The 26,782-nt window shown below is 44.5% G+C and carries 27 protein-coding genes and 1 tRNA gene; 8 read left to right on the top strand and 20 right to left on the bottom strand.

Annotated elements, in window-relative coordinates:
- Nucleotides 1–104 precede the first annotated feature (104 nt).
- The 6 genes from DX073_RS02315 to DX073_RS02290 all read right to left on the bottom strand — a co-directional run bounded on the left by DX073_RS02315 (nt 105) and on the right by DX073_RS02290 (nt 4,770).
- Nucleotides 105–1,256 (bottom strand): hypothetical protein, encoded by a 1,152-nt coding sequence (locus DX073_RS02315; protein ID WP_115005148.1) that lies wholly within the window; start codon nt 1,254–1,256, stop codon nt 105–107.
- Nucleotides 1,257–1,491: 235 nt separating this feature from the next.
- On the bottom strand, nt 1,492–2,091 hold the full coding sequence (locus DX073_RS02310; protein WP_147279671.1) for a hypothetical protein: 600 nt from the start codon (nt 2,089–2,091) through the stop codon (nt 1,492–1,494).
- Between the two features lie 66 nt (nt 2,092–2,157).
- Nucleotides 2,158–2,904, bottom strand: coding sequence for a phosphate/phosphite/phosphonate ABC transporter substrate-binding protein (locus DX073_RS02305; RefSeq protein ID WP_115005144.1), 747 nt, complete (start codon nt 2,902–2,904; stop codon nt 2,158–2,160).
- The gene (locus DX073_RS02300; protein WP_258556856.1) at nt 2,904–3,392 is read right to left on the bottom strand and encodes a PAS domain-containing protein; all 489 of its coding nucleotides are present in this window, start codon (nt 3,390–3,392) and stop codon (nt 2,904–2,906) included. Before DX073_RS02300 ends, DX073_RS02305 begins: the two co-directional genes overlap by 1 nt.
- 46 nt (nt 3,393–3,438) lie before the next feature.
- Complete coding sequence (locus tag DX073_RS02295; protein ID WP_029103970.1) at nt 3,439–3,801, bottom strand: roadblock/LC7 domain-containing protein; 363 nt, start codon at nt 3,799–3,801, stop codon at nt 3,439–3,441.
- A gap of 414 nt (nt 3,802–4,215) precedes the next feature.
- Nucleotides 4,216–4,770, bottom strand: coding sequence for a carboxymuconolactone decarboxylase family protein (locus DX073_RS02290; protein ID WP_115005141.1), 555 nt, complete (start codon nt 4,768–4,770; stop codon nt 4,216–4,218).
- A 214-nt stretch (nt 4,771–4,984) separates the two neighbouring features.
- Between DX073_RS02290 and clpB the strand changes: the two genes are divergently transcribed.
- Nucleotides 4,985–7,558: an ATP-dependent chaperone ClpB gene (gene clpB, locus DX073_RS02285; RefSeq protein ID WP_115005139.1), complete on the top strand. Its 2,574-nt coding sequence runs from the start codon at nt 4,985–4,987 to the stop codon at nt 7,556–7,558.
- Nucleotides 7,559–7,674: 116 nt separating this feature from the next.
- On the top strand, nt 7,675–8,175 hold the full coding sequence (locus DX073_RS02280) for a hypothetical protein (RefSeq protein ID WP_115005137.1): 501 nt from the start codon (nt 7,675–7,677) through the stop codon (nt 8,173–8,175).
- A 128-nt stretch (nt 8,176–8,303) separates the two neighbouring features.
- On the opposite strand, the gene DX073_RS02275 is transcribed toward DX073_RS02280, so the two are convergent.
- A tRNA-Ile gene (locus tag DX073_RS02275) sits at nt 8,304–8,380 on the bottom strand.
- A gap of 152 nt (nt 8,381–8,532) precedes the next feature.
- Here DX073_RS02275 and purM point away from each other — a divergent pair.
- From purM to purN, 6 genes are all read left to right on the top strand, one after another.
- On the top strand, nt 8,533–9,576 hold the full coding sequence (purM, locus tag DX073_RS02270; protein ID WP_115005135.1) for a phosphoribosylformylglycinamidine cyclo-ligase: 1,044 nt from the start codon (nt 8,533–8,535) through the stop codon (nt 9,574–9,576).
- 79 nt (nt 9,577–9,655) lie between these two features.
- Nucleotides 9,656–10,042, top strand: coding sequence for a hypothetical protein (locus DX073_RS02265; protein ID WP_115005133.1), 387 nt, complete (start codon nt 9,656–9,658; stop codon nt 10,040–10,042).
- Between the two features lie 59 nt (nt 10,043–10,101).
- Nucleotides 10,102–10,359, top strand: a complete 258-nt coding sequence (locus DX073_RS02260) for a hypothetical protein (protein ID WP_115005131.1) — start codon at nt 10,102–10,104, stop codon at nt 10,357–10,359.
- Nucleotides 10,360–10,364: 5 nt separating this feature from the next.
- A complete protein-coding gene (locus DX073_RS02255) occupies nt 10,365–10,754 on the top strand; it encodes a type II toxin-antitoxin system VapC family toxin (protein ID WP_115005128.1) in 390 nt (129 codons plus the stop codon).
- A 10-nt stretch (nt 10,755–10,764) separates the two neighbouring features.
- Complete coding sequence (locus DX073_RS02250) at nt 10,765–11,190, top strand: DMP19 family protein (RefSeq protein WP_115005126.1); 426 nt, start codon at nt 10,765–10,767, stop codon at nt 11,188–11,190.
- Entirely contained in the window at nt 11,187–11,834 is a 648-nt protein-coding gene (purN, locus tag DX073_RS02245; RefSeq protein ID WP_115005124.1) for a phosphoribosylglycinamide formyltransferase, read from the top strand. The genes DX073_RS02250 and purN overlap by 4 nt, the downstream gene beginning before the upstream one ends.
- A 71-nt stretch (nt 11,835–11,905) precedes the next feature.
- Here the strand turns inward: purN and purB are convergent, their stop codons facing one another.
- The 13 genes from purB to DX073_RS02180 form a co-directional block, all read right to left on the bottom strand.
- Complete coding sequence (gene purB / locus DX073_RS02240) at nt 11,906–13,303, bottom strand: adenylosuccinate lyase (protein ID WP_115005122.1); 1,398 nt, start codon at nt 13,301–13,303, stop codon at nt 11,906–11,908.
- 86 nt (nt 13,304–13,389) lie between these two features.
- Nucleotides 13,390–14,535: a L,D-transpeptidase family protein gene (locus DX073_RS02235; RefSeq protein ID WP_181814349.1), complete on the bottom strand. Its 1,146-nt coding sequence runs from the start codon at nt 14,533–14,535 to the stop codon at nt 13,390–13,392.
- Between the two features lie 109 nt (nt 14,536–14,644).
- A complete protein-coding gene (locus DX073_RS02230) occupies nt 14,645–15,649 on the bottom strand; it encodes a hypothetical protein (RefSeq protein ID WP_115005118.1) in 1,005 nt (334 codons plus the stop codon).
- 303 nt (nt 15,650–15,952) lie between these two features.
- The gene (locus DX073_RS02225) at nt 15,953–16,660 is read right to left on the bottom strand and encodes a Smr/MutS family protein (protein WP_404932909.1); all 708 of its coding nucleotides are present in this window, start codon (nt 16,658–16,660) and stop codon (nt 15,953–15,955) included.
- Between the two features lie 48 nt (nt 16,661–16,708).
- Nucleotides 16,709–17,353 carry a DedA family protein gene (locus tag DX073_RS02220; RefSeq protein ID WP_115005114.1) on the bottom strand — a complete coding sequence of 215 codons (645 nt, stop codon included), beginning with the start codon at nt 17,351–17,353 and terminating at the stop codon, nt 16,709–16,711.
- A gap of 426 nt (nt 17,354–17,779) precedes the next feature.
- Nucleotides 17,780–18,622: a porin family protein gene (locus DX073_RS02215; RefSeq protein WP_115005112.1), complete on the bottom strand. Its 843-nt coding sequence runs from the start codon at nt 18,620–18,622 to the stop codon at nt 17,780–17,782.
- A gap of 285 nt (nt 18,623–18,907) precedes the next feature.
- Complete coding sequence (locus DX073_RS02210; protein WP_115006335.1) at nt 18,908–19,774, bottom strand: DMT family transporter; 867 nt, start codon at nt 19,772–19,774, stop codon at nt 18,908–18,910.
- A 52-nt stretch (nt 19,775–19,826) separates the two neighbouring features.
- Complete coding sequence (locus tag DX073_RS02205; RefSeq protein WP_115005110.1) at nt 19,827–21,212, bottom strand: TolC family protein; 1,386 nt, start codon at nt 21,210–21,212, stop codon at nt 19,827–19,829.
- A 3-nt stretch (nt 21,213–21,215) separates the two neighbouring features.
- Nucleotides 21,216–23,153, bottom strand: a complete 1,938-nt coding sequence (locus DX073_RS02200; protein WP_115005108.1) for a MacB family efflux pump subunit — start codon at nt 23,151–23,153, stop codon at nt 21,216–21,218.
- 1 nt (nt 23,154) lies between these two features.
- On the bottom strand, nt 23,155–24,312 hold the full coding sequence (locus DX073_RS02195; RefSeq protein WP_258556855.1) for an efflux RND transporter periplasmic adaptor subunit: 1,158 nt from the start codon (nt 24,310–24,312) through the stop codon (nt 23,155–23,157).
- Nucleotides 24,313–24,603: 291 nt separating this feature from the next.
- Nucleotides 24,604–25,119 (bottom strand): adenine phosphoribosyltransferase, encoded by a 516-nt coding sequence (locus DX073_RS02190; RefSeq protein ID WP_115005106.1) that lies wholly within the window; start codon nt 25,117–25,119, stop codon nt 24,604–24,606.
- A gap of 118 nt (nt 25,120–25,237) precedes the next feature.
- On the bottom strand, nt 25,238–25,585 hold the full coding sequence (locus tag DX073_RS02185; RefSeq protein ID WP_115005104.1) for a PilZ domain-containing protein: 348 nt from the start codon (nt 25,583–25,585) through the stop codon (nt 25,238–25,240).
- A 105-nt stretch (nt 25,586–25,690) separates the two neighbouring features.
- Entirely contained in the window at nt 25,691–26,761 is a 1,071-nt protein-coding gene (locus tag DX073_RS02180; RefSeq protein ID WP_115005102.1) for an outer membrane protein assembly factor BamD, read from the bottom strand.
- Nucleotides 26,762–26,782 lie beyond the last annotated feature (21 nt).

The following is a 26,782-nucleotide window of genomic DNA, read 5'->3' as shown; positions in this document are numbered from 1 at the left end:
AAATCCAGTTTTGGCAGCTTGGGCAACACCCTTGTTGGGGGTAAGCTCAGGCATAGGTTCAGGCTCGCTAACGAGCTTTATCTCTTCTTCACTTAGGATTTTATCTAAGGGGGGGGGTTTGCGGCATAGAACGAGCGTTTTAGTACATCAATGTCTGCTGACCCTGACAGAATGGATAGCAAGAATATGCGATGCAGAATGGACGGGTTTTTTTGGGTTAACTCGCCAAACACCATGTCAAGTTGGTCAAGGTTTTTGGGGACAACCAAACATGATGACACGACCGCATGCACGTACTCAGGGATGTCTTTCATGCCTGAGAAGTTGGGCATGTAGCGGATTTTTAATTTTAGGGTATTTCTGGGCACGTTGATACGGGCAGGCAAGATGACCGAATAGATTTGCCATAAAAAACTGTTTAGCGAATAACGGCGATAGCCTTCGCTTTTGATATTTTCAAGCACACGATCAAATTCACCTTCGACCAAAGGAATGTTGGTGATTTTGGTTTTTAGGACTTGACAGTTGCCTGCCACTGAGAAATAGTCAAGCAAGCGTTCAAGGCTTTGTACCAAGGCGATGGATTTTTTGGGATAAACATAGACCGTTTGGTTACCGACTGCTACTTTAAAGGGATGTTCTTGGGAGAAAATTTCAATGAGTTCATACATGACATTATTGGGGCAAACACCACTAAAACAGGTACTAATCACGCTTTGGATGAACTCACCATCTTCACTGCGACTTTGAATGGCACTGCTTGGGGTGGCATCGTTATCGTCCAGATGCCCCACGGCTTTGGTGCGGATTAAGGCACGGTTTTTGGCGGCATCGGCGGGGTTTTCTTGTAGACGAGTAGCGGTACTGACAAGCTGGGAGAGTGCCGCTTCCATGTCTTGTTTGGTATAAGGCGTGCTTAAAAAGAAACTGGTGGCATGGGGCAGAAAGTCAGCATTTTGCCACTGTCTGATATTACTGCGTGTCAATAATAAAGACGCCCGAAAATCCAAAAAATCCACCAAGTTTTTGATGTGTTGGTCGTTAAAAAGTGACATGCCCACACCATCAAGATTGACGATGGCAGCAAAGGCATCATCAGCACTTCTACCAAGCGTGGGCAGGGTTAGGCGTAAATCATCACTAAAACAGCGTTCTAACACCAAATACTCCACATCGGGATAATTGCGTTGCAATAATAAGGTCAATGCCCCAGCACTCGGGCCTGAAAAACCTGCCAATAATATTTTTAATGCCATATTGTCTCCAACAACCAGACCCTAGCGGTCACAGGTAAAAACAAAAATAAAACAATAGTCTAAAATGAAAATTTAAAAAATCTTAGGTATTGTTAAATAAAGATAGATTTTAAGGTTTTCCGTTCGGACTGAGCTTGTCGAAGTCTAGGAAAACCGTTATGGTTCGACAAGCTCACCACGAACGGCTTTCTAGAAAAGTATACTCAATTAACAATACCAAATCTTAAAATAAAAATCACTGCGTTAGTCGTTCAAGTTCGGTACGGCAAGCGACCCACCGCATGTCAAAATCCCAGTCATGTTTGCCTAATTTGAACCATGCTTTCATAAACGCCACTAGGTCATGACAGGCAAGACAGTGGTCAAAAAACTCATCTTCTAAGCGAGTGACTTCATCAAAATTTTGGGCTTTGTGAGCGGTTAAAATAGACTCTAAAAGACTTTGGGCGAGATGAGCGGCATCATCACTGCTGGCACGCAGTTTATGGCTAGGCACATCAAGAGTGGGCGTGGTAATCACACTCCAACGTGTCGCCAAGAGATTATTTTTTTGTAGATAATATTGCCGTGACATGCAGTCATTGATGATTTGCCATGCTTGGGTGCTAAGGCGAGATTCAAACTCTTGGATGAACTCGGGGCGAATCATGGGGATGTCATACCAACAGCCAAAAAAATAGTCTGATAACGCCCCTTGCAAGGGTTCGCTTTCGTCTAATTTTTTGGCGATATTAATCCGCTCTTTGTGATATTCTGCCATCGAAGGACTGCTTAGTACCGCCCGAGAATAATGACGAAAGCGGTGATAAGCATCGGCATGTTTGGTTCTGTTCATAAGCTCATCTGTGATGGTAAATAAAAACAAATGGGCTTGGCACAGCCAAACCCACCTGCAACCCTACTAGTCAAGCAAAGTTTCCATAAGGTCAATCATGAACTCAGCATCTTCTTCATCCATGGGTTCAAAACCATCAGGCATGCCAAGCTCGCTTAGCACCGCTTGACCATCGGCATCGTCTTTTAGTGACAAAATCACTTTGGCGACATCGTCCGCCTCGGCAAAGCCGTCTTTGACCAAAATAACATGCGAAATGGTGGCGATGTTACTCTCGATGAGTACATTAAGTTGTGATTTGGTCAGTTTGGACAGTGAATGATAAATCTCAGCGATAAAAAATGCCGCATCCGCTTCGCCTTTGACCACTTGTTTGGCGGCAGCTTGATAGGTCTCAGTGATGACAAATTCAACATCATCTTCGGTCAAATCCACCGCTTCAAGCAGACGCAGACCGATAAGTTTGACGTCGCGGTTGTCTGCCATGGCGATTTTGGCACCTGCTTTTAAATCATCCAAGGTCTTGATGTTACCACCTGCTGATGAGATGATTGCCATTTCGTCAGACTTACCAACAGGGCGCGCAACAGCACGGTAGCCATCTTCACGAATGAGTTTGGCAGCATCAAAAGGGTTGGCGTAGATGATTTTGACATCATCTTTTGCTACACTATTTTCTTGCTCAGCGTGTGAGGCGGGCGTGATAAGGTGCAACGCTTGACCCGAACGTTTTTGTAGCAAGGTGTTAAACATGTGCCAACCAGCAAAACGCTCTGGCGAGAAATCAGGGGCAATCAGAAAATTATGAGCCATTATTCTGCTCCTTTCATGGTAACGTATTGAGCCGCTGCCGCTTCAATCTTGCTACGGCTAGGCTTACGGCGTACAGACGTATAACCCACGGTTTCGCCACGACGCACGTTTGGCACGACAGTGGCATATACCCAGTAGTGCGAGCCATCTTTGCATAGGTTTTTGACATAGCCGTGCCATTTGTTGCCCGCTTTGACGGTCGCCCATAGGTCGGCATAGGCGGCTTTTGGCATGTCGGGGTGGCGTAGGATGTGCTGGGGCTTGCCGATAAGCTCGTCCTCGGTGTAGCCACTAATCTCAACAAAGGCATCGTTTACGTGAGTAAGTACACCGTCTAGGTTAGTACGAGAGACGATAAGTCTGCCGTCAGGAAAGGGACGTTCTACGCCAGTGTCATAAACGGTGCGTGTTGTGCCATCAAAGAAAGTTAGGGTGTGTTCGGTGGCATCGTCGGCAGGTTTTGCCATGTCTTCTAATTGAATACTCAAAACAAGTCTCCTTAATCTAACTTGTTAATAAAATAAGGCAAAGAATTTAGATAAGTTTTGCCAAGGCTTCTGAGGCACGTTTGATGTCTAGGAAAATCAAGCCTAGTTTGGCATTTGGTTTGGCAAGAATGGTCAGTACTGCTTCTCCGCCTGCTGAGGTCATGATGACATAGCCTTTCTCGCCTTGTACGAGTAGGCGGTCGATTTTACCACGAGCCAGCTCAGTACCTGCACGGTCGCCTAGTGACAGTAGGGCGGCACTCATCGCACCCACACGGTCTTCGTCAATGCCAGAGGGTAGGGCAGAGGCAATCATCAAGCCGTCTGTTGAGATAAGGGCAGAGGCTTCGACATCCGCAGATGAGCTGTTTAGGTCGTCTAGAATTTGTTGGAACATGTCTGTACGCATGGTGTATTCCTTAAAATGAGTGGTTGTGAATGAATTAATGTCAAGGCATTAGCCGTTGTCCAAAAAAATTGACATCAATCAATATTATTATACAATCGCCATTGATAAATACAAGCATAAAAACGGTTGTTGCTAAAAGATTTGTTTTATAGTCTGCCAACTTTGAAATAATACTGCGTCAAACTCGCTCGTAGTACTACTTGTACAACTTCGCTCGTTTTCCTTGTCTTATTTCAAATTTGTTTGACTATAACAAAAAAACTTGTCGATAGATGGCGAATAAAAATAAAACCCTTATTATTATAAGGGTTTTATGGGTGCTTGACAATGATTATTTATCTATTTTGTGATAATATTTATATTTTAAATATATGTTTAACAAAGATTTTAATCATTATTTAAAATGGTCAAGCATTAACGGTTTGGACCAAAGGCGGCCAGCTCTGGGTTGATGTCAGTCTTGGCAACGGTGTTGGCGTAGTTGCACAGGGTAGACAGCGCCACGCCCATGATGACATCTAGCACGTTTTGGTCGTTATAGCCGGCTGATTTAAAGGCTTCTAGCTCTTCGTCAGAGACTTGACCACGCTTGTCGATGAGTTGCATGGTGAACTGGGCTAGGGCTTGGTATTTGGCGTTTTCGTCAATATTGGTGCGAGTACGCAACGCTTCTACGACCGCAGGCGACATTTTTAGGCGAACTTCGGCAATCTTGGTGTGTCCTGCCACACAAAAATCACAGCCATTATGCACGGCAGCGGTGATTTGAATGACTTCAATCTCTTCGGCAGTCAGCGAGTTTTTGCTGTTTAGTTTGCTCACTTCTTGATACATTTCAAGGGCTTGCGGTGAGTTGGCAAGTACGCCGATAAGATTTGGAATAAAGCCATTGGCTTTTTGTACTGCTTCAACATGCTCTTTGGCTTTTTCTGGGGCGGTGTCTAGGGTATGTAGAGTTAGACGTGTCATGATGACTCCTGATAGATAAAAACAAAAGTAAATTCTATATGGGAATAAGTCAAAAAATTACAAGGGTTTCGTAAAAATTTATAAATTATATTTAAAATCAATAATTTACAAAATTTTAATGGCTGACCAAAAAATTTGTTATTGAAAATTTGTCGGTTGTCAAGCATATATTTGACAAGCGGGAGAAGTCCCTAACCTAAAAAGCGAGAACGTGATGAATTTTGACAAATACACCCAAAAACTGCAAAAAACTCTCCAATCCGCCCAAAGTCTGGCGGTCAGCCGTGATAATACCGCCATTTTTGCGGTACATACGTTGTCTGTATTATTAGATGATAATGCCTATACATCCATGCTTGCCCAAGCGGGGGCGGATTTGATGAGTTTACAAAGTGAGCTTAACAAAAAACTAGGTTCGCTTGCCACATTGACCAGCCCCACAGGTCAGGCAAATCTTGCTCCTGATTTGGTGCAAGTGCTTAATTTGGCAGAAAAATTTGCCGATAAAGCAGGCGATGAGTTTGTGGCAACTGAATGGCTACTCTTTGCTTTGACCCAAACGGGCGAAACCACAACCCTGCTCGAAAAAGCAGGCGTGAACGCCCAAAAATTACAAACGATTATTAACCATATCCGAGGGGGAGACACCGTGAAAAACCAACATGCCGAAGACACCCGAAAAGCCCTAGAAAAATACACCATCAATCTTACCGACCGAGCCAGAGAGGGTAAACTTGACCCTGTGATTGGGCGAGATGATGAGATTCGCCGTACCGTACAAGTACTATCCAGACGCACCAAAAATAACCCTGTACTCATCGGTGAACCAGGAGTGGGTAAAACCGCCATTGTCGAGGGACTTGCCCAGCGTATCGTCAATGGCGAAGTGCCTGAGAGCCTAAAAAATAAAGAAGTTTTATCGCTTGACATGGGTTCGCTCATCGCAGGGGCGAAATATCATGGCGAGTTTGAAGAGCGTCTAAAAGACGTGCTAAACGACCTTGCCAAACAAGACGGCAACATTATCCTATTTATTGATGAATTGCACACCATGGTAGGAGCAGGCAAGACAAGCGGAGCCATGGACGCAGGCAACATGCTAAAACCTGCCCTAGCCCGTGGCGAGTTACGCTGTGTGGGGGCAACCACGCTCGATGAATACCGCCAGTACATCGAAAAAGACCCTGCCTTAGAACGCCGTTTTCAAAAAGTGCTGGTAGATGAGCCGAGCGTGGAGGATACCATTGCCATTTTGCGGGGGTTAAAAGAACGTTATGAAGTACATCATGGGGTCAAAATCCTAGACAGTGCGATTATCTCAGCCGCCAAAATGTCGCACCGCTACATCACCGACCGCCAGCTCCCTGATAAGGCGATTGATTTGATTGATGAGGCAGCATCTCGCATTAAAATGGAGCTTGATAGTAAGCCTGAGAGTTTGGACAAACTTGACCGCCGTATCATTCAGCTTAAAATGCAACTTGAAACCGTCAAAAAAGAGGAGGACGCAGGCAGTATCGCCCAAGCCAAACAGCTCCAAGCTCAGATTGATGAGTTGTCCAAAGAATATCATGATTTGGAGGAAATTTGGAAAAGTGAAAAGGCGTTGGTTGAGGGGACAAAAGAAGCACAAATCAAACTTGATAAAGCACGCATTGCCCTAGAAAAAGCCCAACGAGAGGGGGATTTGGCGGAGGCAAGTCGCTTGCAATATGGCGTGATTCCTGAGCTGACCAAACAGCTTGAACATGACGACACAGGCGAAGTGAGCGAGCCTAAGCTCCTTAGAAATAAGGTAACGGACAATGAGATTGCCGAAGTTGTGTCATTGGCAACGGGCATTCCTGTCGCCAAAATGCTCCAAGGCGAACGTGAAAAAATGCTTGGCATGGAAACCAAGCTCCACGAGCGTGTGGTCGGTCAAGACGAGGCGGTCAAGGCGGTGGCAGATGCGGTTCGCCGTAGCCGTGCAGGACTGTCTGACCCCAACCGCCCAAGTGGTTCGTTCCTATTTTTAGGGCCGACAGGTGTGGGTAAAACGGAGCTGACCAAATCGCTGGCGAACTTTTTGTTTGATGACGAGACTGCCATGGTACGCATTGACATGAGCGAGTTTATGGAAAAACACAGCGTGAGCCGTCTGGTGGGAGCTCCCCCTGGTTATGTGGGTTATGAGGAGGGAGGCGTGCTGACCGAAGCCGTTCGCCGTAAGCCTTATAGCGTGGTGCTATTTGACGAAGTGGAAAAAGCTCACCCCGATGTGTTTAATATCCTACTACAAGTCTTAGATGACGGGCGTTTGACTGATTCGCAGGGGCGTGTGGTGGACTTTAAAAATACGGTGATTATCATGACTTCTAACCTAGGCAGTCAAAAAATCTTTGACATGGCAGGTGATGAATACGAGGAAATCAAACTGGCGGTGATGGAATCGGTGAATGCTCATTTTCGCCCAGAGTTCATCAACCGCATCGATGAAATCGTGGTCTTTCACCCGCTTGGGCAGTCGCACATGGCAGGCATTGCGTCCATTCAGCTTGACCGCCTAAGAGCCAGACTCAAAGAGCGTGAACTAGGGCTTGTCTTATCAGACGAAGCGATGAATGAGCTGGTGTCGGTGGGCTATGACCCTGTGTTTGGGGCAAGACCGCTCAAACGTGCCATTGTCCAAGAGATTGAAAATCCCCTTGCTCAAAAGCTCCTAGCAGGCGAGTTTGTCACAGGCGACACCATTTCGGTGGGGGTAGAAAATGGGGCATTGACGTTTGATAAGTTAAAGTTTAATTAATTTTGGTTAAATATAAAAAAAAGGGTGGGTTCAGTTGTTCCGCCCTTTTTTGTTTGGGTATTTTTCTTATCTTTGTCTTGTGTTATGATATCAAAACCACAAATTAGGAGTATCTTATGAAAAAATACCTATTAGGCGTATGCCTTGCATTATCTATGCAGGCGACCGCCTATGACGGGGCGACCATGAATTTTACCAAATCCATCTTTGATAAAATAGTGACACATGTATTAATGGATGGTTTGCAAGAGCGTGATACCGTCAAGCAGGCGTGTGCCATAAATATCGCCACATCACAAACCAAGAGTCTGGCAGAAAACTATGTGAATATCACCTTGACCAAAGATGAACTACCGCTCATGGATGAGTTTTTTGACACATCATTGGGTCAGGACATGATTGTGTGGGCGGAGTTTGGCGATATGAATGATATAGACGATATGGATAAAATGTTTGATTTTGAACAATATCCCACAGGGGGGTATGAGAAATATCGAGCAGTGATGGATAAGTATTTTGATTCAGACATGATAGAGCAGGTGTTTTCAGATGATGTTACGCTGTTGGGGGCGTTTTTGGCGTCTGCTGTCAAATGCAATATTTTTGATTCGGAGTAGTGAGGGTGGATTGCAAGGATTGGAGTGATTTAAGTAACAATCTTATTTTATAAGGTTGTTATAAGTAGGCAATAAAAAGGGTTTGTTTGTTAACAAACCCTTAATTCTTTAAATCATAAAATTTAATATGGTAGGCCCAGCAGGACTTGAACCTGCGACCAAAGGATTATGAGTCCTCTGCTCTAACCAACTGAGCTATAGGCCCGAAAAAACAGCGATAATTATACTTGATAAAGTGCGTTTAGTAAAGTGCTTTTTTGCATTTTTATAAAAATCACAAATATCGCCCGAAAGGCTATCATCTGCCCCAATTTTTGTTATAATAAGATAATTTATTTTGACCCAATAGGAACCCTCATGACTTCTCATTCTCTTAGCTACAAAGATGCAGGCGTTGATATTGACGCAGGCGAAGCCCTTGTCCAACGCATCAAATCTGTCGCCCGTGCCACGACACGCCCCGAAGTGGTGGGCGGACTTGGCGGGTTTGGGGCGTTGTGCCGTATCCCACAAGGTTACAAATCGCCCCTTTTGGTCTCTGGCACGGACGGCGTTGGCACCAAATTAAAGCTCGCCCTAGACCTAAACCGCCACGAAACCATCGGTCAAGACTTGGTGGCAATGTGCGTAAATGACCTTTTGGTGTGCGGTGCTGAGCCACTCTTTTTCCTAGATTACTACGCCACAGGCAAACTTGATGTGGACGTTGCCGAGACGGTCATCAAGGGGATTGGGGACGGCTGTCAGCTGTCAAATTGTGCCTTAATCGGTGGCGAAACGGCTGAAATGCCCGGAATGTATCACGGAAGCGACTATGATTTGGCGGGCTTCTGTGTGGGTGTGGTAGAAGAATCCGAGGTCATCACAGGGGCAAACGTCCAAAAAGGTGATGTGCTGATTGCCTTGGCAAGCTCTGGCGTGCATTCCAACGGCTACTCGCTTGTGCGAAAAGTGATTGACGTGTCGGGCGTGGACGTCAATGCTCATACGCTAGGCAATGGCGAGAGCTTAGCGGACGCACTCATGAAGCCCACTCGCATTTATGTCAAATCGGTAAACGCCCTACAAAAACAGCTTGGCAACAAGAACATTCACGCCATGGCACATATTACAGGTGGCGGTCTAACCGAAAACTTGCCCCGAGTGTTGCCCGAGAGTCTATCTGCCGAGATTGACCTTACCACTTGGGAATTTCCTGCCGTCTTTGACTGGCTACAACAGGCAGGTAACATCGCCCAGAGTGAGATGGTGCGTACCTTTAACTGTGGCGTGGGCTTTGTGATTGTCGTCCCTGCCGATAAAAAAGACGAAACGTTGGCATTTTTGACCGCACAAGGCGAAACCGCTTGGCAAATCGGACAGATTGTAGAGCGTGCTGATAAAGCAGTGGTTTATGTTTAAAAGCTGAATGGCTTTTAAATAATTGGTAAATTGGGTTTGATGTTATCCAAATATTAAACCTAATTTAAAAAGGACTGCAATGCGACTAATTATTTTAATCTGTGCAGGGTTATTGGTAGCTTGTACAGGCACACAGCAAAGACAAATTTGTGAAAATTCGGGTGGTAAATGGGGTAGCGTGGAATCAAAATGTTATCGCCCAAGCTGTGTAAAAAATGGCACTTGCAAGGATTGGGATTGGTCAGATTCGGCGGAGTATTGCCCCAAAGTAACATTGGGTATGGACAAATCAACCGTTGTTTTTTGGCTTGGCAATCCCAATGAACAAAATTACCAACGCCAAAATACACTTAGTTGGTATGTGAATAAAGTGGACAGTGACCAAATTAGTGCAACCTTTGTCAATGAAAAATTGACAACACTTGAATGCCCAAATTATGCTAGTCATATTTCTTTAGAGCAATAAAATAAATTGGATTTAGTAGAAATTAAGCCCAATTTATAAAAAAATAAAAGGATAAAATTATGGAAACCACAACTTATCATTACGATATTGGCAAATTCAAACCAAGTATTCAAGACATTTTGCCAGTATTAAATGAATTGTCTGAAAAAGACAGAAATTCTTTGATAGATTATATTCAAAAAATTCCCCATTTTGGTAAGAAAAAATTAGCCCCTTTGGATATTCCTTTGTTTACGGTAAATTATATTGCCGATGATTTTGATGATTATCTTGGTGATGATTTTTGGTTTCCCGAAGATGATATTTTGTATAAGTGATTAAAATGGCGAAATATTTATTAGATACCCATATTCTTATTTGGGCAAACCAAGACAGAGGTAAACTTAGCCAAAATTTAATAAACATTCTTAGCGATAATCGCCACGAATTTTTCATCAGTATGGCAAGTATTTGGGAAATGCAACTCAAAATCCAAAATAAGAAATTGGACATTGTGCCGAGTTTGGGCTGTGTTTTGTACGAGATAGAATTGAAAAATTTGTACACTATTTTACCAATTAAAAAAGAGTATATTCAAAATTTGGAATTTTTACCCTTTTATCATAAAGACCCTTTTGATAGAATGTTGGTTAGTCAAGCAATGCTTGAAGGTTTAACAATTTTAACCGTTGATGAACATATAATGAAATATCGTATTAAGGTTGAAAACTAAGGAAATCAAAATGACCAACGATGAAAAATACCAACAGTTCTCACAAATTGCAACTGAGTATTTGGGCAAAGAAAACGAATTAACGAGTGATAAACGAGAAATTGCCTTAATCGCCTTTACGGAAATAGAAATCAATAGTGGCGGATTTTTATCATTTTTTGAGCATTCTACAACAGAAGTTCGCCAAGAAATTTATCAAATTTATAAAAAGATTGGTGCAATTCAATGCTTAGACATATTACAAAAATTTCAATCCATTTTAGATGGATTTCCTAAAAATATAGAATTTCAAGATATTGATTTTGACAATCCCAATTTTAATAAAGCAGGTTTTGATGATATTGGTGAGCTTGATGAGCAATATTGGGAAATATCTGAAGAAGTTTTTATATTAGCTTACAATTACTATATTCAACCAAAAGATGAAAAGTTATGAACAAAAATCCCCTAAAACTCGCCGTCCTTGTTTCTGGTAGTGGTAGCAATCTACAAGTATTAATTGACAAACAATTAAACAACAGCTTAAATATAGAAATCATAGGCGTGATTTCCAATAAAGAAACCGCCTATGCTCTTACTCGTGCCAATAATGCCAATATTCCCACCCTTATTATTGATAAAGACGACAATGGCAAAACTTATAAATGCGTAGAATTTGAAAAAAGAGCATTGGCTATTTTAAAAGAGTTAAAGCCTGATTTGGTGGTATTGGCAGGGTTTATGAAAATCCTAACCCCATTATTTATCAATGGTGTAAAAGACGAGCTAAACGCCCCCATGATAAATCTGCATCCGTCCCTGCTCCCTGCCTATAAGGGGCTGGACACGCACGAGCGAGTATTAAAGTCAGGCGAGCGGTATCACGGCTGCAGCGTGCATTTGGTAACGGCAGAGCTGGATGCAGGGCAACTGCTTAGCCAAGCAGTGCTAGAAGTCCACCCCAATGACACGCCTGCCACGCTACAAAACAGGGTTCATGCCCTAGAACATATGCTCCTACCACGTACGATAGATTTTATCGCCCGTGGTGTGATAGATGTGGGCAATGTGAGTGATGTGTATCGGTTTTGGGGAAATTAGACCGATAAAGATGGACTGATGAATTAAAAGGCGATCATGTTTTGACCGCCTTTTTATTTCAAATTTTCAGATTACTTCAAATAATCCTTCAACGCCTTCGCCTGTTTATCGGCATTGCCGATATAGGTGGCGGGGGTCAGCTCGGCTAAGCGTGTACGCTCATCGACAGGAACGGCGGACAGCTCATCACCATTGACAAAACCTACCATCATCTCACGGGTCATCGCTTGCCCACGAGTGAGAGCCTTTAATTTTTCGTAAGGTTTTTCTACGTTGTAGCGTCTCATCACGGTTTGGATAGGCTCGGCAAGCACTTCTTGGGCGTTGTCCAAATCTTCGGCTAGGCGGTCGGTATTGATTTCTAATTTGCCAATGCCTTTTAGGCACGCTTCAAAGGCGATGAGACTTTGGGCAAAACCCACGCCCATGTTTCTTAAAACCGTTGAGTCGGTCAAATCACGTTGCCAACGGCTAATCGGCAATTTTTCGCCAAGATGAGCCAATACCGCATTTGCCAAGCCAAGGTTGCCTTCGGAATTTTCAAAATCAATGGGGTTTACCTTGTGGGGCATGGTGGAGCTACCCACTTCGCCGTCTTTTAGTTTTTGCTTAAAGTAGCCAAGCGAGATATAGCCCCACACATCACGGTTAAAATCAATCAAAATTGTGTTAAAACGGCGTAATGCGTCAAACAGCTCCGCCATATAATCGTGCGGTTCAATCTGCGTGGTATAAGGGTTAAAGGTCAAATCCAAACTTTCAACAAAGCCTTGGGAGTGCTTTACCCAGTCAATGTTTGGATAAGCGGACAGGTGGGCGTTGTAGTTGCCGACCGCTCCGTTGATTTTACCAAGCAGTTCTACATTTTTGAACTGCTTTAATTGGCGGTGCAAGCGGTAGGCGACATTTGCCATTTCCTTGCCAAGCGTGGTGGGGCTTGCGGTCTGTCCGTGTGTGCGAGAGAGCATGGGGGTGGTGGCATAATTGTCAGCCAGTTTGGCAATCTCATCAATGATGGTTTGCATAGACTGGGCTAGCACATCACGACCTGATTTTAACATGAGAGCGTGCGATAGGTTGTTAATATCCTCGGACGTACAGGCAAAATGGATAAACTCGCCAGCATTGGCTAGCTCGTCAATATCGGCAATTTGCTCTTTTAAGAAATATTCTACTGCTTTGACATCGTGGTTGGTGGTGCGTTCTATCTCTTTGATTCGTAGGGCGTTTTGTTCGCTAAAATTGGCAACAATGGCATTTAGCTTGTCATTGGTGGCTTGGCTAAATGGCGTGATTTCGCTGATTTCGGGGTGGTTTACCAAGGCTTGCAACCAACGAATCTCAACGGTTACACGGGCGTGAATGAGTCCAAACTCGGACAAATAAGGACGCAAGGCATCACATTTGGACGCATAACGACCGTCAAGGGGCGATAGGGCACTCAAGGCAGAAAAAGACAGCTCGGACATGGGATTTTCCTTTACGATAAACGGGTTTAAATGGATTTGGATTTGACAACAAAAGCCCACAAATCACTTGTGGGCAAATACGGGTATTACTTAATCTCAACAGTCACGCCTTCTTGGACGTTGGCATACAACTCTAACACGTCCCAGTTGGACAGACCGATAGAGCCAATCGGGGCAGGTTGTCCGATAATCTCAGGGTTGCTCACGCCATGAATGCCATAACCTGCCTTGTCTAGGCTCATCCATACCACGCCAACAGGGCTGTTAGCACCGGGGGGTAGGATAAAGGTTTGTTTGCTGTCGCCTTTGGTGACGGTGGCACGATAGTGGGGCATTTTAACTTTGCTGTTTAGGCTGTAAGTGCCTTTTTCGGCAGGTTTTTTGCTGTTGCCGATGGTGGCAGGGTAGCTTGCCATGAGCGTGTCGCCTTGGTAGGCGGTGACGGTGTTGGTTGCGGTGTTGGCGATGATTTTGTCAAAACCGCCTTCAAAGGCATCTTTGGTATTGACCACGGTAATGCTCTCGCCTGCCACGAATTTTTTGTTGGGGTTGATTTTGGTGAGATAGTCGATACGCATGTGAAAGCGTTCGGCAAGTTTTTCTTGAATGCTCTCATAGCCTAGGTCGCTAAGTTTTGAGCGGGCTTCGACACTGCTTGGTAATTTACCAAACTTGGTGATGTCATCTTTGGTGATGGTGTAGCTGACCAGTACGTCATCCGCCCCCACGCTTAGAGCGTCCCATGTTTCTTGGTTCATCTTGCCAGTGGCGGGCAGGTTTTTCATGCGTTGGAAGTTGGCAAGGGCGTTTTTGCTGTTATTGCCCCAACCGCCGTCAATCGCCCCGACAGACGCATGGTGTTGGTCTAGCAGTGCCTGAATCTTGACCGTCATGGCACTATTGACTTTCATGTTGGGCGACCATGTGGACTCGTTTACGGTCTTGGCGTATTCGGACAAATCCACTTTGGTGTAGCGTTTGCCTGATTTTTCAAGGCTTTTGATGGTGGCGGTGTCGCTACTGGTTTTTTTGGTGTCAATCTGACTGGCGGTGTCGCTGTCATCGGTGGTCAGCAACGTAGGGTCAAAGGTGTTTTTTTTGCCTGAGTTTTTTACGCTTGATTGGGATGCTTGAACATCAAGCTGGGCAAAGGCGGTTGTACCAATAATGGCAAGCATGGACAGTGCTAATGTGGTGAGTTTTTTAGAACAGGACTTTTTAAAATAAAACATGGCAAATCTCATTTTATAAACAAAAAACACCGCTTATTATGCGTGAAAATGGCACAAATGACAAGGGTGTGCAAGTAGGATTGTTGTAAATTTTGTATCGCCAATCCGCCTAAAACACCATTTCTAAGCGATTAAACACCCCCAAATGATGGTCTCGTTCTTGGTTTTTGTCATTATAATAACTGATGTCTGTCTGCACAAACAGCCATTTTCGCCATACAGGTTGGCGATAGCTGACATAAGGACCATAAATGTCGAGTTCAAACTTCTTGTCTGCGACATCGCCCCCTGTATAAATGCCATAGCTAAACGCCCGTGTGCCGTGCTTGCCGTCTAGGTAGTGCTGTTGGTACAAGCTGTTACTCCATGCGGTCTCTTCGGTGTCTTTGTGGGCATAGGATAGGTGCGTGCGATTGACGAGCGTGCGGTGCTTGGACTGGGGCTGGCTAAATTCAAGCGTGGATAGGGCATAATGCTCGCTCTTGGTGCCGTAGCGATACATCTGTTCAAAGCGAGCGTTAATGCGGTGGTCAAGCTCCCATTTTTTCTCACCTCGCAGTTTAAGATATAAATCACTAGACCGCAGACCGATGTCAGCATCCGTCTCTATGCCGATGTCGTCTTGGAGTTTTGACCAACGCAGAGCGAGCGATGTGTTGTCTTCACGACTTTGACGGCGGTCAAAGGTGCTGTCGCCATAAGTCACGGCACGTCCATCATTATAGATGCCACCTCCTTGTTCTAAGTCCAAATCGTCATCACCAATCATCACGCTTAGGCGGTTTTCAAGTGTTGGCAGTTTGATACGTCCACGGATACGGGGCTTGACGGTCGTGCCATCATATTCATTATAATGCGTGTCAAGCATTAGGCGGATGGACGCACGAGCAGGTTCATTAGGGTCGGTCTCGCCAAACCAGCTGTCCATGTGTCGTGCGGTGCGATTGAGCCAGCCTTTGGTGTCGTCTCGGGTGTCATCAAGCCATGTGTTGTTCTCAGGTTCTAGGTTGGGGCTGTCCATGTCTGATGTCATGGTGTCATTGGCATGAGCAAAGGCAGGCAGGGCAAGACAGGTCAGCAAATACAAAGCGGAGCGAGAGATGATGGGTAACATAAAAACACCAAGTTGTCAAAATTTATCCAAATCATATCATATTATTGCTAGGACGTGTTAAACATTGATAACATTTTAAATCAATTTTTGCATGAAAAATGGCTATCCGACCACTTAATTTAAAAAGTTAAGTTAAAATTCTTAAAATTTATACAATTAAGTGGTCGGATTGTTTTTTATAATAAAAACTTGCTTGATAGAAAACTCACAACCTTTGTTTTTTCTTGAAAAACGTGCGTTCCCCCTGCTTTTTTAAACAGATATTTTTCATTGCAAATACCAACGGCAGGCACGCCCTAGAATTTAGCCTATTTTCTTTTTCTTAATCAGCACCAACACCGCTCCATTACCGCCATCACCCGCAGGGGCAGAGACGAACGCTAAGACATCAGGGATTTGGCGTAACCAACCATTGACACAGGTTTTGATGATGGCATCTGTGCCTTTGCCGTGGACGATTTTGACCACGGTTTCGCCATGTTTGACCGCATTGGCGATGATGGTTTGGACGGCATCTCGGGCTTCATCAATGCTTGACCCGTGCAAATCTACCGCATCATACCAACGCAGTTTGCCTTGTCTTAGCTGTTCAAAGACTTTGTTTTGCAGGGTGGGGTGTTTGTAACTCAAAAATGCTTCGCCCGCCACGGGGTTTAGTAGGGCTTGCATGTCAGATAAACTGGCTTGGGTCAGCTCATCAGTCCCTTCGGCATTGGCACGGCGAAATAGGGCGGTGGGGTCTTTGGGGTTGGTTTTTTGGGTGTGATTGACCGACTTTTCGTGTTTTAGGGGGCGGACACCGCTCATCGCTTGCATGAACAGGACTTTGTCGTCATCGATGAGTTCGCTACCAAAGCGTTTGACCTGTTGGGCGACTTCTTTTTTGCCCATGACATTGGCACTGGTGGGTTTGCCGTTGCTGTCGGTCTCGGGCTTGGTGGATGATTTACCGCCCATTTCTTTGAGCTGGGTTTGGGCGTCTTTGGAGAGTAGGTCTTTAAATGTAGTCATGATGATACCTGTCGTTACATAGATAAGTGATTAAAAATAGATGAGTGATTAAGCCATGGGTTTGATTTTTTGCTTGATAAAACTAATGATAATCGGCAACACGCTAAATCCGATAATCCCAAAAATCACATAAGTAAAGTTATCCTTGATGACGGGCTGATTGCCAAAAAAATAGCCAAGTAGTACAAAGGACGCAATCCATAAAAATCCACCAATGACGTTATAACTGATAAACCGCTTATAATTCATAGTTCCTGCCCCTGCCACAAAGGGGGCAAAGGTGCGAGCAAAAGGCAAAAAGCGGGCGAAAATGACCGTTTTGCCACCGTGTTTTTCAAAAAATGCTTGGGTTTTAAATAGGTATTCTTTGTTAATAAAACGGTAGTTTTTTTCAAACACCTTTGGACCGATGTATTTGCCAATGTGGTAGTTTAGGGTATCGCCAAGCACCGCCGCCACAAACAATAGAGCGATCAGCAGGGCAGGGTTTAGCTCGCCTGTAAATGCCGCCAATGCCCCCACTGCAAAGAGTAAACTGTCCCCCGGCAGAAAAGGCATGACCACCAAGCCCGTCTCCACAAAAATAATCAAAAACAAAATGCCATAAATCCACAAGCCATAATCCGCCAAAAATACGGCTAAATGCTCATCAATATGTAAAATAAAATCAAAAAGTTGTAAAATGATGTCCATGTGGGCAGACCATGAAAAGGGAATAAAAGCGGATAATTATAACATATTTTGGTGTAGCATTGGTATTTTGTACTGAATAAATGTAAAAAGCTGGATTAAAGTCATTATGACAACATAGAGTGTATAACAATTGTTTTGATGAGTTGTGTCAAATTTTAGGGTTGATGGGTGCATTTATACCAAAGGAGCTTTAAAAGTGATTTAAACAAATCATTACACTATATAGATAAAATTGTGATTTGCCCCTACAAAATCGTATTAATTTTTTGGTTTAGTTGGTTTATGGAGATATGGCTTTTAAATTTGTGCGGTGTGGCTAAACCAAAATTCCCCAATCTAAACAATGTGTCATATCATTGATGGATGGGGAAATTTTGAGTTTTGTTGGTTTTAATGTCATTGAGATGACAATATCGCAAGTGGCACTTAAAATGAATATTGCAATTTAAAACCGACCTCGTTAGTTTGGTTTTTGGGCTCGCTATAGGTTGCTACACCTGAATCGCCGTTTTCATCAGTTTCAACACGTTCAAAAGTACTAGAAGTGGGGACACGCCAACCACGATAATAAGGAGTATAACTGATTTTGGTTTGATTAGAAAATTGTTTGCTGATGGGTAATTCTATTTCAAAGCCACGAGCATTGTGTTGTTTTAAGGTGATGGTGCCATCACTCAAATAAGAGTATTGGCGACCGTAAATGCCTTGATTGTAAGCGATTTTTGGTGCAAATTCAAATCCATGAGCAAGCCTCACTTTTGCACCCAAGCCTATTTGTGTGTAGGCGGTTTTGTTTTTTCTATTGTAATCCTCTGAATCTATGCGAGCACTTAAATCTTGTAAAACACGGTATCCCAAGCCAGACTCACCAATAATGCTGACATTGGGGCGAATCGATTTTTCATAAACATATAATGAACGAATATCATAAGAGCGACGAGGTGCACCTTTTTGATGAACTGAACCGTAGGGGGTGCCTTCAGGGTTTTCTGAACTGGGATTCTCTCCGCCTGTATAATCAACTTTACCTTTGGCGTATCTACCTTCTATTTTGATGGCATCTTTTTCATTAAAATGGTATTTGATAGAGCCGTTAAATGCGTTTAAGTTTCCTTGTTGTTGCATGAAACGTTCGCCGTTTTCATATTCTCGGTAGGTTTCCTGATAACGCTCAACACCCAAACTGACCTCGACTGGGTTTTTTGCTTGTGTCAAGGATGTGTATAATGCCCCACTTGCAATGAGGGCGATGGTTGTAATTTTTTGCATGGTTTACCCCACAATTGGATGAATAAAAAGAGTTGTTGGGGCGTGTTTAACGAGGTTATTTGATGAATTTAAAATAAATTATTGATAATAAAATCATTTTTTTATTGTAAATGTCAAAATAATAATACATGCCCCGATGTGGCTGTGTTTTTGGAATGAATAAAACATAACCTTATTATTAGTGTGGAATATTATAGCATAATAAATCAATAAGTGTAAACATGTGAACGACTAAAATAAAATGTCAATATGGTAATCGTTTGCCAATGATGTGATTGATGTGTCCTACTTCTTTGCCCCCAAAATCCCACTTGCCACAATCACACCAATACCAACAAGGCTTAATGCGTCCAACCGCTCGCCAAACAGCCACGCCCCAAAGACAATGGCAAATACCACGCCAAGATAGGACAGTGTCGCCACGACAAATTTTTGCCCAACTTGATAAGCATAAGTCATTAAAAGTTGCCCTGCTAGGGCGGTAACGCCAATGCCAACAATATAAGGCAGACTTGCTAGGCTCACAGGCGTAAAGCCAAAATACCACGCCAAAACGCCTGATGTCAGCGTGGATAATAACGAAAAATAAAACACAATCCGCCACGCAGGTTCGCCAAGTAGGGATAATTCTCGCACTTGCAGATACGCATAACCGCTAATCGCCCCACTGCCTAGCCCCATGAGCATGGCAAAGGTGTCGCCCCCACCGCTTGGTCTTAGTAAAATAAGTACGCCAACAAAGCCCAAGGTAAGCGATAGCCAATTTATGAGCGTGGGTTTTTGCTTTAAAATAATAATGGATAACAGCCCCAAAAATAGGGCAGATGTGTTTTGTAGGCTACTTGCGGTGGCAAGGGGCAAATGCAAGATGACATAAAAATTCATAAGCAAGGCAACCGAACCTGCCAGCGACCGCCAAAAATGCTCCTTTGGATAAGCTGTGCGAAAATCTCGCCCTTTCATCACCGAAAACCCACCAAGCACAATCAGCGAAAACAGCACTCGCCAAAAGGTCAGCTCATAGGCGTGCATGGCAAATTTTTGCCCTGCAAATTTGATACAAATCAGCATAATGGCAAATGACAGGCATGCCAGCACCATATAAAATGAGCCAAAAAACGAGCCTTGATTGGGATTGGTGGGATTAGACATGGTTTTTAATTTTAAGTTGTGATTTAAAAGCATTATAAAGGACGGGCATGTCCTAGCGTGATTCATTTGGCAATCCACCCACCGCTTGATATACCGCTATCCAATTAAGCACTTGATTGATGGCATTATCAGTTAGGGCGGTCTGGCTTTGGCGGTGGGTTTCTTGGTGTTCTGCCCATTCTTTGGTGGAAATAAGCCCCAATTCATGGCGTTTTTGTTGGTGAATCAATTGCTCTTTTGCCAATTTTTGAGCGGTTAATAAAACATCGTGATTGTCTTTGCCATTTTGCCAAGCATTCAATTTTTGTTGTACGTCATTTAGGGCTTTATGAGTCGTGTCTTGATAATTTAAGGTGGCGATATACTCATCAATCTCGGCGATGTTGATGTTGTGCTGGTATTCTTTATAATTAAGTTGAGGGATATTTAACGAAACACCCCAATTTAAGACAGGTACTTTTAATAAATCAAATAAATTGGGGGATTGGGCAGTTGTCCCTGCACTAAATACAAGGGTGGGATATTGATTTTTTTGTAGTAGATTTTTTTGTTCGAGGCTGATTGCCAATCGCCAAAGCAAGGCTTGCAAATCGGGACGATTTAATACCGCATTGGCATTGATGTGATAAAAATCATGGGGTATTTTTGGGGTTTGGTGCTGATTTTTTAGGGTGGTGGGTAATTTATCCATATCAACGTGAGCCAATAATGCCAGATTTGCCAAACTGTCATTTTTTTGATGCTCCAGATTTAGGGTGGTTTGTTGTAGGGTGTTTAAAGTTTGTTCGATGGTTAGTAAATCGGCTTTGGCAATCAGTCCTAAATCAAATTGCCTTTTTAGATATTGGCGTTGTTTTTGTTGAAAGACGTGGGATTTTTGTGCGTCCATGAGTTTTTGGTTAATGCCAATCAAGCTTACATATTCTCGCACGGCATTGGCACTTAGGCTCAAAAACAACGCTTGGCGGTCGGCTTGGACGGCATGGGTCTCCCATTCGGTTAGATTTTGTTGTAATTGCAATTTGCCCCACAAATCCACCTCCCAACTGGCACCCAGATTAACGTCAAAGCCTCGTGAATGCGTGGTTTCGCCCATTGATAGCGTTTTTTGGCTTTGGCGGTTGGCACCAGCTTGGCTATTTATCAAAAATCGCTCTTGAGATTTTTGTTGGTTAAGCAAGGATTTTTGTAGGGTTAATGTCGCCACTGACAATTCGTGATTGTGCTTGACGACCTTTTTCATATAATCATTTAACACCTCATCGCCAAACACCGTCCACCAATCGTGATGACAAATGGGGTCATCAATCGTCAAACAATGGGCGGTATTGTCCACCATGATGGGCGTGGGGGCGGTGGGTTTGGGTGGTGAGGTACTTTGACAAGCGGTTAGGGTAATGATGCTTGTGATGATGATTAACTGTTTGATATTATTCATTATTTATCCTTTGTTTAATGCTTCGATGGGATTTAGTTTTGCCCCTTTATGAGCAGGCATGAGCCCAAAAACAAGCCCAATCAGGCTAGCACAACCCACCGCAAGGGCGATGGAAGTTGCTGAGAAAATGACTTTGATGTCAAAGAGTTGTAACAGTCCGCCAAGCCCAAACGCCAAAAGCACCCCAAGCACACCGCCCAACGCACACACCACCATCGCCTCAATGAGAAATTGCCAAACGATGTCGCCATAAGTTGCCCCCACCGCCATACGCACGCCAATCTCGCCTGTGCGTTCGGTAACGGAGACGAGCATGATGTTCATCACGCCAATCCCACCAACCAGTAGCGAGATGACCGCAATCGCCCCGATGAGCAGGGTCAAGGATTGGGCGGTTTTTTCGACCGTTTTGGCAAGGCTGTCGCTGTTAAATAGGCTAAAGTCTTTTTTGCCGTGCCGTTGGGTCAAAAGCTGGCTGATGCTTTCGCTGGCAAGGGCGGACGACTCGTTTGGTTTTAGTAGTACCGTAATGCTGTTTAGGCGTGGCGACTCGCCTGCAAAGCGGGCTTGGTAGGTACGATAGGGAAGCCATACTTTGAGATTGCGGTCAAAATTACCCTCAATGCCATTGTATTTAAATACGCCCACCACTTTGGTCGGCACACCATTTAAGATGAGAATTTGCCCCAAAGCGTTGTTTTGTTTGAAAAAAGCTTGTTTGGTTTTTTCGCTGATGATGACGTTTTGGCTAAAATTATCCAAATCGCTTTGGCGAAACATGCCCCCTGCGACAAACTGCACATTTTGCAAACGATGATGGTTTAGCCCCACGCCGTCCACCTGCACGCCTTTGCTGTGATTGCCAACTTGGGCGGTCATGCTCATGCTCAAATCTGGCGAGGTACTGGCGACAAAGGGCAATGTTTCGAGTGCATACATGTCATCAAAGGTCAAATCATTGGGCGGTGTGGTGTCGTCCTCGTCATCACTGCCCATAAAAACACTGATGGTGGATGAGCCCATGCTGTTGATTTGGCTTAAAATTTGTTGTTTTGAGCCGTTGCCGAGTGCCACGATAAGTACCACAGAGGCGATGCCGATGATGATGCCAAGCATGGTCAAAAGCGTTCTCATTTTGCTGGCAAGCATGGTCAAAATCGCCATGTGAAAAGCCTCTTTGATGCGACCGATGGCTTGAAAATTTAGCGTACGATGGGTGTTTTGTTGAAAATCTTGGGCGGTATTTGGGGTATTATCGCTGTTGTTATCGCTTAGGATTTGACCGTCAAAAATTTCAATCACACGTTTGGCACTTTGGGCGATTTTGGGGTCGTGGGTTACTAGGATAATCGTGTGTCCCTCACGGTTTAGCTCAGTCAAAATTGCCATGACATCACGGCTACTTTGGCTGTCCAACGCCCCTGTGGGTTCATCCGCAAAGATGATTTGTCCGCCATTTATCAAGGCACGAGCGATAGATACTCGCTGTTGTTGTCCGCCTGAGAGCTGGTTGGGATAATGGTCGAGGCGTTGTTCTAGCCCCAGTTTGGCAAGTAGGGCTTGGGCTTTTTGCTCACGAGTTTTTTGACTCACCCCTGCATAGATGGCAGGCATGGCGACATTGGCGGTGGCATTGAGACTGCTAAGTAATTGATAACGCTGGAAAATAAAGCCAAACTTATCTCGTCTTAGGCTTGCCAACTGCTCGCCGTTCATCTCTTGGGTGCAAAGACCGTCAATCCGATACTCGCCTGATGTTGGCGTGTCCAGACACGCCATGATGTTCATGAGCGTGGATTTGCCAGAGCCTGATTGCCCCACGATGGCGACCATTTCCCCTCTATAAATATCAAGGTTAATGCCTTTTAACACTTCTAGGGAGTTATCACCAAAAGCAAAGCTTTTTTTGATGTTTTTTAGCGATAAAATGGGTGTTGCCATGTCATAACCCCATGCTGACACTTTCGACCGTGCCGTCTGAGGTGGCGACCACCACTTTTTCACCCTGTGTTAGTCCTGATAGCACTTCGGTAGAGAACTTGTCGTTGATGCCTGTTTTGATGGTGCGAGTCTCGATGGTGGGGGTGGAGCTGTGTTCATCATCAATGACTTGTACCTCAAAGGTATCATCAGAGAGCTGTTTGCCAAGTGCGGTCATGGGAATGGTGAGTGCTTGCTCTTTTTTGTCAATGATGACAGTAACGTTTGCGGTCATACCGATAAAGAGTTCATGGTCGGGGTTTGGGACGCTCAGTAGCCCATAATAATACACCGCCCCTGATTGAGCAGTGGTATCAATGGGGAATAATTCCAAATCTTGGAGCGTTGCCTCAAACTGTCGATTTGGCAAGCCCAAAATAGTAAAGTGAGCCGTCATGCCTGTTTTTAGCTTGGGAATGTCCGCTTCGGAGAATTTGGCTTTGATTTGCACCGTATCAATCTGAGCCAGCCTGATGATGGTTGGCGATGACTGCATGGCGTTGATGTTTTGACCCTCTTTGGTAACGACCGCCACCACCACACCATCCATGGGGGCGGTAATGCGAGTGTAGGCAAGGTTAGTTTTGGCGGTGGCGATTTTGAGTTTGGCTTGTTCTAGCTGAGCCATGCTTGCACTTAGCTCTTTTTGGGCGGTGGATAGGGCAGTTTTTGCTTTGGTGTAGTCTATTTTTGCTACCACGCCTGCTTGATAGCCGAGCTTTTGTTGGTTAAATTCATGCTCGATTTGAGCAAGCTGGATTTTTTTGATGTCGTGCTGAGCAAGCAAGGATTTGTAGCTTGCCTCATCATCTTTTAGGGCATTTTTTTGCTGAGTGGCATCGATATCGGCGATGGGTTCGCCTTTTTTGACCCGTTGTCCTAGCTTGACGTGCAGTCTGTCCACACGCCCCGTTGCCTGAGCTCCCACGTCAATCAGCTCCTCAGCATAGACTTGACCGCCTGCGATGACAGTACTCTCGATGTTGGCAAGCCCAGTAGTGTGCGTGAGGTATTGCTGTTTTGGTGGTTGTTTTTGATAAAAAAAGAAAGTGGCACATGCCACGCCAACCATCAAAATGATGATAAAAATCAAGGGTTTTTTGAATTTTTTGTTGGTCATAATGTATGATGTTAAATGAATATCATTGCTATTATACAAAAAAATTCACCACAATAAAAGTATGGGATTGTTATGTTTTGACTGTGAGTAATGGCTTAAAGATAGGTTGAGCTGGGTTTGATTTTTCAAGCAAAACAGGTGGTGTATTTTACAGATTAGATGGTTGTAAAAGGTCGGGTATTTCTTGATGTATTTGGTCTAATAAAGCCAAAGAATACCCAACACAATCAAGAAGTTAGTGGGATTATTTAGTGTATGCTCTGATTTGAGTATTTTGGTATTAGATTGCCGTCAGTCCACATCATTCATCACGGCATAAGTATCCATGCCGATATCGCCGTGCAACTTTGGCAAATCAAGCAGTACCAATGCCCCAAGCACGTTATGCCCCGCTTGCTCGCACAGAAGCTTGCTTGCTTTTAACGTCCCGCCAGTGGCAAGCACGTCATCAACCAGTAGTACTTTGGATTTGGGGGCGTCTGCTTTGATTTCTAGGGTGTCGGTGCCGTATTCTAGGTCATAGCTTTGGCGATGGACAGGGGGTGGTAGTTTGCCAGCTTTACGAATGAGCAGGAGCGGTTTGCCAGTACGTCCTGATAGCAGACTGCCGATGATAAAGCCCCGTGCTTCGGTGGTGGCAAAGCATTCTACTTCATCAATCATGCCATCGGGCAGGGCGTTTAAAAGCTCGTTAATGAGTTCATCAACATGCCACAGCAGGGGCGTGATGTCATAAAAATCAATGTCCGCTTTGGGAAAATTGGGAACGGTACGAATAATTTGCCAAAAAGGATGTGAGTGTTTCATAAGTTGTCTTTAAAAATTTATCTTAAAAAATTGCCATAAAAAAGCACGAATAAAATCCGTGCTTATCTTTTATAATTATAACAAATAATCGTGTAATTAACAATATTGCCCGCAACACTTACATGGTGTAAGTGGGTTTGGTGGATTCTACTTCACCGGCAAGGAGTCGCTCAATTTCGTTTTTGAGTTTTAGGCTGTTAGGGTCGGTACCAAACTGCATGCCAAAACCAGCAGGCTTACTGGGCGTGCCTTTTTCATTAAGCCACACGATTTTGCCGTTAAGCGGATAGCGTTCGGTAGAGCCGGGCAGGGTAAATGCCACGAACACGTCTTCGCCAAGGCTGTGCTTTCTGGCACTCGGCACAAAAATACCACCATGAGTGACAAAAGAGAGATAACTGTTGTATAGGGTTTGGGTATCAGCGATATTGCAGGTTAGAATACCGCCACGAACAGGCATTGCCATAGCTTTTCCTAAAAATCAAAAATAAAACCAATTTTATCATCAACACCATGATTTGGCAAAACTGACCGCCAAAAGGTAGATTTTTGGCGGTCAAATGTGATGATGTTAGGGGGTTTGGTTGGTGTTACCTGCCTCGGCTTCATCGGCAGGCAGACCTAGACCGATACGACGTGTGTTGCGTGTGTCGGCAGGTTTTGGTGTGGCGATGTCGGCACTTTCAGGGCTTGCTTGGGGCAGGGCAAGGGCTTGGGCGGAAGTGATGATTTGTGTGCGTGTCGCACCGTCATACTGACCGCCTTGATAGGTGGGGGTGTCTTTGACACGCCCAAATTTACCAAAACTTATCGATGACAAGGCTTTTTTGGTGAAAGATTGGCTGTTGCCGATATTGACCTGCCCATTTGCCCCAAGGTATTGGGGGTAGTTGATTTGGAGTAGGGTTTTGTATTGGTTGGCGGTGTCGGTCAGTCCCAACTGCTCATTGCTGTGAGCCAAGATGGCGATGGCTTCTGGCACACCGTCCGATTGGGGGAAGTACTGAAACACCCATTTGGCACGGTTGGCGGCGGCGACATAAGCATCACGCTTGACATACCAACGAGCGGCGACCAGTTCATGCTCGGCAAAGTCGTTATAAATCGCCCTCATGCGCTGGGCGGCATCAGGAGCGTAGGCACTGTTTGGGAAGTGCTTGATGAGATTGGAGAAATCTTGGAATGCCAACCGCAGGTAGGATACATCACGTTGGGACTGGTCAAGGTTAAATAAGCGGGAGGCTTTGGGAGCCCCGCCCATGTTGGTTACGCCTTGGACGTATAGAGCATAATCGACATGGCGACTGGTTGGATAGGAGCGGATAAACTCGGCAGTGCTTTTGGTTACCGCTTCAAAGTCGTTGGCACGATATTGGGCATAAATCAAATCCAGCAATGCCTGCTCGGCATATTGCCCTGTCGGATAAAACGTGCGTAAGCTATTTAACGCACTCATGGCTTCGTTATAGCGGTTTCTGTCTAGGGCGTTTTGGGCGGTTTGATAATAGCCTAGCTCGGACTGTTCGGCACTTTGTACAACTTCACTGTCTTTTTTGCCAATGCCTTTTAGGGTGGAGCAACCAGAAAGTAGCACGGCAGATGTCATGATGGCGGTTAGGGTAAGTTTGGCAGTTTTGTTCATTTTTTGTCCAAATTACAATAA

Source organism: Moraxella lacunata, from assembly GCF_900453205.1.
Lineage (GTDB): Bacteria > Pseudomonadota > Gammaproteobacteria > Pseudomonadales > Moraxellaceae > Moraxella > Moraxella lacunata_B.
Note: the sequence above shows the minus strand (reverse complement) of the source record. Positions and strands in the feature narration are given on the sequence as shown.